Here is an 11228-nt window from a genome sequence, read left to right as displayed (position 1 = left end):
GCTCTGCCTTAGACCAAAGCCTCGATCGACTTGCGCACGATCCCTTCGTCCATCTCATGCAGCCCGATCACCACCAGCCGCGTCGCGCGCGCTTCGCCCGGCGTCCATGCGCGGTCGAAATAATGGTCGATGCGGCTGCCGACGGCCTGGATCTGCAGGCGCATGGGCTTGCCGGGCACATCGACGAAACCCTTGAGACGCAGGACATCATGTTCGGAAATCACGCCCTTCAGCTTTTCGATGAACGAAGTGGGATCGGCGATCGGGCCGAGCTCGACGACGAAGCTGTCGAATTCGTCGTGATCGTGCGGTGCACCGTCCTCGTGTTCCAGCTCATGATGCGATTTGCGGTTGGCGATGTCGGCTTCCGTGCCGATGCCGAGGCCGAGCAGGATGGCGGCCGGGACGTCGCCGTTCTTCGCCTCGATGATCGTCGGCTTGCGCACGGTGCGCGACGCGACTTCGGCGCGGACGCGGCCCAGGCCTGCGACGTCGATCAGGTCGGTCTTGTTGAGAACGATCAGGTCGGCGCAGGTGAGCTGATCCTCGAACAATTCCTCGATCGGGCTTTCGTGATCGAGCGAATCATCCTCGACGCGGCGGGCTTCCACAGCGTCATGATCATCGGCGAAACGGCCGGCGGCGACGGCGGCGCTATCGACCACGGTGATGACGCCGTCGACGGTGACCTGGGTGCGGATATCCGGCCAGTTGAAGGCCGCGACCAGCGGCTGCGGCAGCGCCAGGCCGGATGTCTCGATGACGATATGATCGGGGCGCACGTCGCGCTCCAGAAGCTTGGTCATGGTCGGAATGAAGTCATCGGCGACAGTGCAGCAGATGCAGCCGTTGGTCAGCTCGATGATATCGTCCTCGGTGCAGTTCTCCGCGCCGCAGCCCTTCAGCACGTCGCCATCGACGCCGAGATCGCCGAATTCATTAATGATCAGGGCGATCTTCTTGCCGCCGGCGTTCTGCAACAGATTGCGGATCATCGTCGTCTTGCCGGCGCCAAGGAAGCCGGTGATGACGGTGGCGGGAATCTTTTCCTGGTTCATGCGGATCAACCCTTCATTTTCAGCGGCAGTCCCGCCGCGATAAAATAGACTTCGGCGCTTGCCGCCGCGATCATCTGGTGCAGCCGGCCGGCATGATCGCGAAACTCGCGCGCCATGCGGTTTTCCGGCACGATGCCGAGCCCGACCTCGTTGGAAACGAGGATAAGCCGCGACTTGGCCTTCGGTAGAAATTCGGTGAGAGCGGAGAATTCCGCCGCAATGTTACGCTCGGCCATCATCAGGTTGGTGACCCAGAGCGTCAGGCAATCAACGAGAACGGCACGGCCATCGCCATCGATCGCCGCCAGCCGGGCGGTCAAATCAAGCGGCTCTTCATGCGTCGTCCAGAGGTCGCCGCGATCGCGGCGATGCTGTGCAATGCGATCGCGCATCTCTTCATCCCAGGCCTGCCCGGTCGCCACATAATGACGGTCAAGACCGGTATCGGAGATCAGGGATTCGGCGAATCGGGATTTGCCGGAGCGCGCGCCGCCGAGAACGAAGACAGCGCGGGATGGGGAGGATGACATGAGCTATTACCGCCCCCGCACGAGCGGGCAGATCGGCACAAAGCGGCTAGGCCCGAAAAGCCGGCGCTTACGCGCGAAAAATTCGTTTGGCGCCATGACAACCTCCGTGCTGGCAACGAGACATGCGTCCCAAAATAGGCTTTGCGCCCGGTACGCATGGCAGGTCTCCTGGCTCGCGGGTAAGGTGCGGCAAGCGGAGGCGAACCGAAACCGGTCGCCCCCGCTCATGCACCAGCGGATCTTCCTCGCCTTCCCGGCAGATCATCATGAAAAAGCGGACGATTCGTAGATATTAGAGGCGTCCAGCCCTGGTTGATCATGATGCCACGCCAGTGGCTTTTTCCGGCTCTGAAGCTGTTTCCACTCGCCCGCACCATTGCGAACTGTCAGCGAAATGCCCCAAAACCGAATGGAAAACCCTGACCGCTCTACAGTCGCGGGGTCGGCTGTGATGAGAACGCCCGGATTGGGTCCGTCCCTTCACATTCCCTTTTCATCCCATGCGACAGATCGCCGCTCGGGAACCATTCGTTATGCCGCAATGATTAGGCTTTCGGCCCTGGCAAGTCAATCAAGGCAGCGGATACGACATCGGCTGTTCCAACAGCGAAAATAGCTCGGGAACCACTGATCGCGCAGTCTTTTTGCCGTAATTGTTTGATGTTAGGAGTTTATGGAAGCCAGGTATATAAACCTGAGCACGAAACTATCGTCAGTTCCCCATGTTGCAGAAATTTCAACCACGCCGTCTTGGTGTTCTCTCCGCCTTTTTCAGCGCTAGCCGGCTGAGGGCGCTTTTTCGTCGTGGCGAACTCGGCCTCGTCATCGCCGGCGCTTTCGTCGGCGTCACCTCCGGTTGCGCCGTCACGGCGATGAGTCTCATTTCGCGCGAGCTGCACAGCCTCGTCTATGGCATCCCCGATGACGACCGGCTGAGCTCGGCCGCCATGCAGATTACCGACAAGTCGCTGCTGCTGATCGCCCCGATCGCTGGCGGCATCCTGCTCGGCCTGATGATCTTCATTATGTCACGCATCCGCAAAAAGCCGATGATCGACCCGATCGAGGCCAATGCGCTCCACGGCGGCCGCCTGTCGCTCACCGACAGCATCCTCGTCGCCGTGCAGAACCTGATCTCCAACGGTTTCGGCGCCTCTGTCGGGCTGGAGGCCGGCTATACCCAGCTCGCTGCCGGTATCGCCTCGAAATTCGGCTACAAGATGCAGTTCCGACGCGCCGATCTTCGGATGCTGGTCGGCTGCGGTGCGGCCGGCGCCATTGCCGCCGCCTTCAACGCACCGCTCACCGGCGCCTTCTATGCCTTCGAGTTGATCATCGGCACTTATTCCATTCTGACGCTGACCCCGGTCGTCGTCTCGGCGCTGATCTCGACCTTCATCGCCCGTATGCTTGCCGGCGATGATTTTGCGATCGATGTCGGACGATTCGGTGCCGTGGTCCCCGCCGACTATATCCCGGCCATCCTGCTCGGCGGCTTCTGCGCCGGCGTCGGCATCCTGATCATGCAGGGCGTTGCCTTCGTCGAGGAGCTTGCGCGCAAGAGTTCGATCGCGCCCCCCTTTCGCCCGGCGCTCGGCGGTTTGGTCGTCGGCCTTCTGGCGCTGATCTCACCGCAGGTTCTCTCCGCCGGCCATGGCGCACTGCATCTGAACCTCGGCAGCGAAGTCACCCTATGGGGACTGGCGAGCCTCCTTTTGCTGAAGTCGCTTGCCTCCGCGGTTTCGATCGGCTCCGGCTTCAGGGGCGGCCTGTTCTTCGCCTCGCTGTTCATGGGCGCGCTGCTCGGCAAGATCTTCGCCTATTGCGCTCCCTATTTCGATCACACCACGCTGACGCCGGTCATCTACGCCGTGGTCGGCATGAGTTCGCTTGCGGTCGCCATCATCGGCGGGCCGCTAACCATGACTTTCCTGGCGCTGGAAATCACCGGCGATTTCCCGATTACAGCACTGGTGCTGGCGGCCGTCATCACCTCGTCGCTGGTGGTACGCACCACCTTCGGCTATTCCTTCGCCACATGGCGCTTCCATCTGCGCGGCGAAAGCATCCGCAGTGCCCATGACGTCGGCTGGATCCGCAATTTGACGGTCGCACGGATGATGCGCCCGGATGTACACACGGCAAAAGTCGACATGAGTATCGAGGAGTTTCGGCACGATTTTCCGATCGGCTCGGCCCAGCGCGTCATTCTGCTCGACAGGGAAGAGAAATATGCCGGCATGGTGCTGGTGCCGGACATCTATGCGAGCCCGGTCGAAAAAGACGACGAACAACACGGCCTTGCCGACTTCATCCGCCACCGCAACGACTTCCTACAGCCGCAGATGAACGCCAAGCAGGCCGCTGCTTTGTTCGACCAGACGGCAAGTGAAGCCTTAGTGGTGGTCAATGACCTCATCGAGCGCCGGGTCATCGGTCTGCTCACCGAGAGCTATACTTTGCGCCGCTACAGCGAAGAACTCGACCGCCGCCGCCGCGAGGTCTCCGGCGAGCTCTAACCCGCGAGACTGTCGAGCCAGGCCGGATCAAGCACCGCTTCCAGTTCCGTGGCAATCTCATCCAGCGCCGTCTCGACGCTGGCGCGGTAATCCATTCGCTCGCCGCTCAGGCCGAAGCTTGCCAACAGCTTTGCCCGATAGGCATCGCTGCAGAAAAGCCCGTGCAGATAGGTGCCCATGATCAGGCCGTCGCCGGAGCGCGCGCCATCCGGCCGGCCGTCGATCACGGTCGAAGGCCGGTCGCAATCCTTGCCGCGCGTCACGCCGAGATGGATTTCATAGCCGGATAGCGGAGCATCATATTCCGTGGACAGAGCCGTGCTGTTGCGCACGGTCTTTTCCGGCGCCATCTCGGTCTCGACATCGAGCAGGCCGAGCCCCGGCGTCTCCGTGACCGATCCCTCGATGCCGAGCGGATCATGGACCATGCGGCCAAGCATCTGATAGCCGCCGCAAATGCCGATGACGCGACCGCCGCGCCTGACATGGGCGGTGATATCCCGATCCCATCCCTGCGCCCGCAGATCCATAAGATCGCCGATGGTCGATTTCGAGCCCGGCAGGATCACCAGCCCCGCATCCGCAGGCAGCCGCTCGCCGGCGCGAACGAAGACCAGATCGACATCCGGCTCGGCGCGCAACGGATCGAAATCGTCGAAATTGGCTATGCGCGGCAGAACGGGAACGGCAATCTTCAGCGCGCCGTCGGAACCCCGTGCCAGCCGCTCCAGCACCACCGAGTCCTCCGGCGGCAGCCGGCCTGCCGCCTTCAGCCACGGCACGATGCCGTGGCAGGGCCAGCCGGTGAAGCCACCGATAGCCTCGATCCCCGTGCCGAACAGCGAGACATCGCCGCGAAACTTGTTGATGATATAGCCGCGGATCATCCTCCGGTCTTCCTCCGGCAGGATATGGTAGGTGCCGACCAGGGAGGCAATGACACCACCGCGATCGATATCGCCGACCAGCACCACCGGCACGTTGGCGCGGGTGGCAAAGCCCATATTGGCAATATCGCCCTGCCTGAGATTGATTTCGGCGGGAGAACCCGCACCCTCGACGATCACCAGATCGGTTCCGGCACGCATGGTCGCAAAGCTTTCCAGCACGGCGCCGAGCAGTTGCGGCTTCAGCGCCTGGTAATCCCTGCCCTTGGCATGTCCCCAGACCTTGCCCTGCACAATGATCTGGCTACCGGTCTCCGACTGCGGTTTCAGAAGCACAGGGTTCATATGCACCGAGGACGGCACGCGCGCGGCCAGCGATTGCAGCCATTGCGCCCGGCCGATCTCGCCACCATCCTCGGCGACGGCCGCATTGTTGGACATGTTCTGCGGCTTGAACGGACGCACGCGAACGCCCCTATTGGCGAAGAGACGGCAGAGCCCGGCAACCAATACCGTTTTTCCGACATCGGAGCCGGTCCCCTGCAGCATGATCGCCTTCGTCATCCGTCATCGCTCCGATCGGTCTTTGTTACTGGAATACCAGGATTTTGCCTTGATTTTGCCGCCATCAGCAAGGGCTGGGAACCTGCTGTCCAGGGCAAGAATGCACCACGTTATCATTTACTCTATTTGCGACATCGGATGACGATTTCATCCATTGCTCGCCCTGTGGAACAGGATTATCTCCACCACCAAATCATACAACAAAAGCCGGCCGATCCGGCCCGGAGGATACCCTGATGCTCTTCATCTTCAACAACAAGAATTCCATCCAGATCGCCTGGAATTCCAAGCTGCCGGCACCCCGCCCCGACACCCGGTTGCAGCAGCTCGACACTCGCTCCGGCCCCGTCGGTTTCATCCGCACCTACAGCGTCGGCTGATCGACCGTCAAGCCACAGCCCGCCGTACAACAAGCCGCCATGCGACCGCATCGGCGGCTTTCCTTATGTTCCCACCATTCATTCAGCGAGCAAAGCTGGCGCCTGCTTATGCGCCGTGACGCATGCATGCTACATCGATTCTGACGGCAACAGTGAGACCAGGGCCTGAAACGCGAAAACCGCGCGATCCGGGGATCGACGCGGTTTGCCAAAAAACGCCGGCTCGCTTGCATATTACACTGCAAGGCTCGCTATCTCCGGGACGCACTACCTGATCCGGAGATGGGGCGGTGTCCCCCGCCACATCTCGATTGATAGCCGGACATCGTTACCGGAGGGTTATTAAGTGCTTAAATAAGGATGAATCCGAAAGATTTTCCGAAAATTTTCGGGTTTTTCTCAAGACGTCAAAAACGCCGCGAATGGAATATAAAAAGTCTCTGTCGGACGCGATATTTTAGAGACAATTCATCCCTGCCGGATCCGAGCACTCACCCCCGGCTCCCAATGCCCATTTTACAGCCATGAATAGCGGAAAAGAGGCTAATTCAAACGCTTATATAGGCTTCCCGATAAGTCGCCGTAAGTCGGATTGACCAACAGTAGGTTGATTTCCCCCCTCAAATCATTAGGCTGCCTCACGTCGATGTGAAGAGAGCATGGCTGCGACAGGGTTTCGCGACCACATAAAAAGCAAACGCACGACAGCAGCATAGGGGACCGGACAGACGTCGTCAGCGGCGCGTGAACGGTTGTGGTTCGACCACGCTGACGGGGGATCGGCAGGCGTCAAGTCCGCCTGGCACCGATTTCCGTAACTTAACGAGAAACTGGGAGACGTAATCCAATGAAGAAGCTTATCGCTTCCGCCATCTTCGCAGTCGGTGCCTATGCTTTGGCTGGCTCGGCACAGGCTGCAGAATGCGGCGACGTGTCGATCGCCGAAATGAACTGGGCATCCGCCGGCGTCGCCGCGCAGGTCGACAAGATCATCCTGCAGAATGGCTACGGCTGCAACGTAACGCTGGTCACCGGCGACACGCAGCCGACCTTCACCTCTATGAACGAAAAGGGCACGCCTGACATCGCGCCCGAACTCTGGATCAACTCGGTGCGCATCGCGCTCGACAAGGCCGTTTCCGAAGGCAGCCTGATCGAGGCGGCGCCGCTTCTCAGCGACGGTGGCGTCGAAGGCTGGTGGATTCCAAAGTTCCTCGCCGACGCCCATCCCGACATCAAGACCGTCCAAGATGCATTGAAGCATCCGGAACTCTTCCCTGCCCCGGAAGATTCTTCAAAGGGCGCCGTCTACAATTGCCCGTCGGGCTGGAACTGCCAGATTTCCACTGCCAATCTCTATAAGGCGACTGGCGCCGAGAAGCTCGGCTTCACGCTGGTCGATACCGGCTCGGCCGCCGGCCTCGACGGCTCGATCGCCAATGCCTTCGAAAAGAAGACTGGCTGGCTCGGCTACTATTGGGCGCCGACTGCCATCCTCGGCAAATACGACATGGTGCGCCTGAGCTTCGACGTGCCGCACGACAAGAAGGAGTGGGACGCCTGCACCTCGCAGCAGGATTGCGCCAATCCGAAGGTCAATTCCTATCCTGTTTCCGAGGTCTATACGGTCGTGACGAAGGCTTTCGCATCCAAGGCAAGCGTCGCCATGGACTACGTCAAGACCCGCAAATGGGACAATGGCACGGTCGGCAAGGTTCTCGCCTGGATGACGGATAACCAGGGCACGAACGAAGATGCAGCAAAGTACTTCCTGAAGACCTACCCCGACATGTGGACCAAGTGGGTTTCCGCCGACGTCGCGACCAAGGTCAAGGCGTCGCTCTGACTAGGAAACGCCGAAACTGGCGGCAGGCACTCTGTCGGCCGCCAGTTCCGCATTCACAACGCCTGCGGCGGCGCTCATATACCGACAGGCCGGCACGGCCCAAGGTCGCAACAAGTCCAGAATGGCGCCTGCGAATGATGTAAAAAAGAAGAGGCAGCCTGAAGAACCGGCTCAGTGTTGCTGTACCATCTTGCGTGAAGGCGACACGCATGGGCTGGACAACAACCGGGCAAGAAGGGGAAGTTCATGGCTATTCAATGTAGTGTCTTGCCGGATGTTCTGTGTAATTTTCCGGCGATAGACGAGACGCTGATCCGCCTCGCGCGCAAGAATATCGATGACGGCTTCAGGGCGACCGTGCGTTCCTACGGCAATCTCATCGACACCGTGGTGCAGCCGCTGCAATGGTTTCTGAACCATCTGGAATGGCTTTTCACCAATACGCCCTGGTTCATCGTGATCCTTGTCATGATGGGCGTTGTCTATGCCGCCAGCCGCAATCTCAAGATCGTCGCCGGCACCGCCATTTCCATGATCCTGATCGGCGTCTGTGGTCTCTGGGGCGACACGATGGTGACGCTCGCCATGGTGACCGTCTGTACCCTCATCGCCATCGTCATCGGCCTTCCGATCGGCATATTGATGGCCCGCTCCGACCGGCTGCAATCGATCATCAATCCGACCCTCGACGTGATGCAGACGATGCCGACCTTCGTCTATCTCCTCCCCGTCGTCATGATTTTCGGCATTGGCAAGGTGCCGGGCCTGATCGCCGTCGTCATCTACGCCGTCCCGCCGATAATCCGCCTGACCAATCTCGGCATCCGCCTCGTCGATAAGGAAGTGCTGGAAGCAGCCGACGCCTTCGGCTCGTCGCACCGGCAAAAGCTGTTCAACGTGCAGATCCCGCTGGCCTTGCCGACCATCATGGCCGGCATCAACCAGACCATCATGATGGCGCTCGCCATGGTCGTCGTCGCCTCGATGGTCGGCGTCGGCGGGCTCGGCAAGAACACGCTGCAGGCCATCAACAACCAGTTCATCACGGTTGGCTTCCTAAACGGCTTCGCCCTGGTCGCGATTGCCATCATTTTTGACCGTACGAGCCAGGCCTACGGCAAACGGCTCCAAAAGCACTCTGAGGTCCTCCATGGCTAGTCACGCGATCCAGATCAAGAACCTCTACAAGATCTTCGGCCCACGCGGGCGCGACTATGTGGATGCGGTCAAGAACGGCCTCGGCAAGGCTGAACTCAATGAGACGCACGGCCATGTTCTCGGCCTGCAGGATATCAACATCGACATGCCCGCCGGCGCCATTACCGTCGTCATGGGCCTCTCCGGCTCCGGCAAATCGACGCTGATCCGCCATATCAACCGGCTGATCGAGCCGACGGCCGGCGAAGTGCTCTATGACGGCGTCGATGTCTGCAAAATGGGCGAGAATGCCCTGCGCGAGTTCCGCCGTCACAAGACGGCGATGGTGTTTCAGAAATTCGCCCTGCTGCCGCACCGCACGGTGATCGAAAACACCATCTACGGCCTGGACATCCAGGGCGTTTCCCGCCCCGAGAGCGCGAAAAAGGGCCAATACTGGATCGAGCGCGTCGGTCTTAGAGGCTTCGAAAATCATTATCCGAACCAGCTTTCGGGTGGCATGCAGCAGCGCGTCGGCCTTGCTCGGGCATTGACCAATGACGCCGACATCCTGCTGATGGACGAAGCCTATTCCGCGCTCGACCCGCTGATCCGCGTCGACATGCAGAGCGTGCTTCTCGATCTGCAGAAGGAATTGAAGAAGACCGTGGTCTTCATCACCCACGATCTCGATGAGGCGCTGCGCCTCGGCGACAAGATCGCCATCCTGCGCGACGGCAAGGTCGTGCAGCAGGGCAGCGGCCAGGAGATCGTGCTCAGACCCGCCGACGACTACATCACCGCTTTCGTCAAGGAGGTGAACCGTGGCCGCGTCATCCAGACCCAAACCGTCATGAAGCCGATTGCCGGCGAGCCCCACGGCCCCCGTTTGCCGGGCGACATGACGCTGGAAATGGCAGCCAAGCAGATGACCGACAACGCGCAGAACGCTGCCATCGTCACCGATGCCGCCGGCCGGCCGATCGGCACGATCGACCTGCAAGGCATCATCACCGCCATGGTGACACCGACGACGCATGAAACGACGAGAATGGCAGCAGCCTGAAATCAACACCGTCGCAAGTGGAAAGCGCCCTGCCCGGGCGCTTTTCTTCGACATCGGATCATCGAGCAAGCTCCGCCTTCATCCCGACATTGCGATCACATAAAGAAATGTTTATATCTGCATTTCAATCCAGAACATCCGAGGAGGCCCTATGACCGTCACAGCCAATCCCTTGACCGATCTTCTCGCCGAAAAGGGCGTGCTGCTCGCCGATGGCGCTACAGGCACCAATCTCTTCGCCATGGGGCTGGAGGCCGGTGAAGCGCCGGAAATCTGGAACGAACAGCATCCTGAGCGCATCACCAAGCTGCACCAGGATTTCGTCGATGCCGGCGCCGATATCATCCTCACCAACACGTTCGGCGGCACGCGTCACCGCTTGAAGCTGCATCATGCGCAGGATCGCGTTCACAACCTGAACAAGACGGCGGCGGAAATCGCCCGCGCCGTTGCGGACAAGGCCGGCCGCAAGGTCATCGTCGCCGGCTCCGTCGGCCCGACCGGCGAGCTATTGGTGCCGCTCGGCGCGTTGACCTACGAGGATGCCGTTGCCGCCTTTGCCGAACAGATCGAAGGCTTGAAGGCAGGCGGCGTCGATGTCGCCTGGATCGAAACCATGTCGTCGGCGGAAGAAATCCGCGCCGCGGCTGAAGCCGCCGTCAAGGTCGGCCTGCCCTACACCTATACCGGCTCCTTCGACACCGCCGGCAAGACCATGATGGGCCTGCATCCAAAGGATCTTCATGACGTTGCCAAGGACGTCGGCGAGGGTCCGCTCGCCACGGGCGCCAATTGCGGCGTCGGTGCATCGGATATTCTCTCGAGCCTGCTCGACATGACCGAGGCTGATCCGACTGCCACCATCATCGTCAAGGGCAATTGTGGCATTCCCGAATATCGCGGCGCCGAAATCTATTATTCCGGCACGCCGCCGCTGATGGCCGACTACGCACGCCTTGCCCGCGACGCCGGCGCCAAGATCATTGGCGGCTGCTGCGGCACCTCCTGTAACCATCTCGCCGCTATGCGCGAGGCGCTCGACAATTACACACCCGGCCCACGCCCGACGCTGGAAACCATCATCGAGCGCATCGGCCCGCTGCGCAACAAGACCGCCAATGAAGGCGGAGCCGCACCGGCACGAGAGCGCCGCCGCCGCGGCTAAGGTTCGCCGATATGGAAGCCGGTAGAGACATTACGGCCGGTTCGCCGCAACCCGAGTTCCGTGCCTGACGGCTATC

At 60.7% G+C, this 11228-nt stretch carries 9 protein-coding genes; 6 read left to right on the top strand and 3 right to left on the bottom strand.

The window, feature by feature from the left end; genetic code table 11:
- Positions 1-8 precede the first annotated feature (8 nt).
- Both cobW and cobU read right to left on the bottom strand, forming a co-directional pair.
- Positions 9-1058: a cobalamin biosynthesis protein CobW gene (gene cobW / locus RRH01S_RS02245; RefSeq protein WP_012651703.1), complete on the bottom strand. Its 1050-nt coding sequence runs from the start codon at positions 1056-1058 to the stop codon at positions 9-11.
- Positions 1059-1063: 5 nt separating this feature from the next.
- Complete coding sequence (gene cobU / locus RRH01S_RS02240) at positions 1064-1588, bottom strand: bifunctional adenosylcobinamide kinase/adenosylcobinamide-phosphate guanylyltransferase (RefSeq protein ID WP_042469805.1); 525 nt, start codon at positions 1586-1588, stop codon at positions 1064-1066.
- 722 nt (positions 1589-2310) lie between these two features.
- Between cobU and RRH01S_RS02230 the strand changes: the two genes are divergently transcribed.
- The gene (locus tag RRH01S_RS02230) at positions 2311-4107 is read left to right on the top strand and encodes a chloride channel protein (RefSeq protein ID WP_012651705.1); all 1797 of its coding nucleotides are present in this window, start codon (positions 2311-2313) and stop codon (positions 4105-4107) included.
- Here the strand turns inward: RRH01S_RS02230 and RRH01S_RS02225 are convergent.
- Positions 4104-5558, bottom strand: coding sequence for a cobyric acid synthase (locus RRH01S_RS02225; RefSeq protein WP_012651706.1), 1455 nt, complete (start codon positions 5556-5558; stop codon positions 4104-4106). The genes RRH01S_RS02230 and RRH01S_RS02225 overlap by 4 nt on opposite strands.
- A 236-nt stretch (positions 5559-5794) precedes the next feature.
- Between RRH01S_RS02225 and RRH01S_RS34295 the strand changes: the two genes are divergently transcribed.
- The 5 genes from RRH01S_RS34295 to bmt all read left to right on the top strand — a co-directional run bounded on the left by RRH01S_RS34295 (position 5795) and on the right by bmt (position 11152).
- Positions 5795-5938, top strand: a complete 144-nt coding sequence (locus tag RRH01S_RS34295; RefSeq protein WP_007696763.1) for a hypothetical protein — start codon at positions 5795-5797, stop codon at positions 5936-5938.
- An 847-nt stretch (positions 5939-6785) separates the two neighbouring features.
- On the top strand, positions 6786-7784 hold the full coding sequence (locus RRH01S_RS02220; RefSeq protein ID WP_034518022.1) for an ABC transporter substrate-binding protein: 999 nt from the start codon (positions 6786-6788) through the stop codon (positions 7782-7784).
- A 246-nt stretch (positions 7785-8030) separates the two neighbouring features.
- Entirely contained in the window at positions 8031-8942 is a 912-nt protein-coding gene (locus RRH01S_RS02215) for an ABC transporter permease (protein WP_012651709.1), read from the top strand.
- Positions 8935-9987, top strand: coding sequence for a quaternary amine ABC transporter ATP-binding protein (locus tag RRH01S_RS02210; RefSeq protein ID WP_034518020.1), 1053 nt, complete (start codon positions 8935-8937; stop codon positions 9985-9987). Before RRH01S_RS02215 ends, RRH01S_RS02210 begins: the two co-directional genes overlap by 8 nt.
- 151 nt (positions 9988-10138) lie before the next feature.
- Positions 10139-11152, top strand: coding sequence for a betaine--homocysteine S-methyltransferase (gene bmt, locus RRH01S_RS02205; RefSeq protein WP_012651711.1), 1014 nt, complete (start codon positions 10139-10141; stop codon positions 11150-11152).
- The last annotated feature ends 76 nt before the right edge of the window (positions 11153-11228 follow it).

This window comes from Rhizobium rhizogenes NBRC 13257 (assembly GCF_000696095.1).
GTDB classification, from domain to species: domain Bacteria; phylum Pseudomonadota; class Alphaproteobacteria; order Rhizobiales; family Rhizobiaceae; genus Rhizobium; species Rhizobium rhizogenes.
The sequence above is the reverse complement of the archived record's forward strand: the minus strand, read 5'-3'. Positions and strand labels throughout refer to the sequence as shown.

Bases quoted from the DNA above. Each gene is read 5' to 3' on its own strand.
- cobW (WP_012651703.1), bottom strand. From the start codon at position 1,058: ATGAACCAGGAAAAGATTCCCGCCACCGTCATCACCGGCTTCCTTGGC.
- cobU (WP_042469805.1), bottom strand. From the start codon at position 1,588: ATGTCATCCTCCCCATCCCGCGCTGTCTTCGTTCTCGGCGGCGCGCGC.
- RRH01S_RS02230 (WP_012651705.1), top strand. From the start codon at position 2,311: ATGTTGCAGAAATTTCAACCACGCCGTCTTGGTGTTCTCTCCGCCTTT.
- RRH01S_RS02225 (WP_012651706.1), bottom strand. From the start codon at position 5,558: ATGACGAAGGCGATCATGCTGCAGGGGACCGGCTCCGATGTCGGAAAA.
- RRH01S_RS34295 (WP_007696763.1), top strand. From the start codon at position 5,795: ATGCTCTTCATCTTCAACAACAAGAATTCCATCCAGATCGCCTGGAAT.
- RRH01S_RS02220 (WP_034518022.1), top strand. From the start codon at position 6,786: ATGAAGAAGCTTATCGCTTCCGCCATCTTCGCAGTCGGTGCCTATGCT.
- RRH01S_RS02215 (WP_012651709.1), top strand. From the start codon at position 8,031: ATGGCTATTCAATGTAGTGTCTTGCCGGATGTTCTGTGTAATTTTCCG.
- RRH01S_RS02210 (WP_034518020.1), top strand. From the start codon at position 8,935: ATGGCTAGTCACGCGATCCAGATCAAGAACCTCTACAAGATCTTCGGC.
- bmt (WP_012651711.1), top strand. From the start codon at position 10,139: ATGACCGTCACAGCCAATCCCTTGACCGATCTTCTCGCCGAAAAGGGC.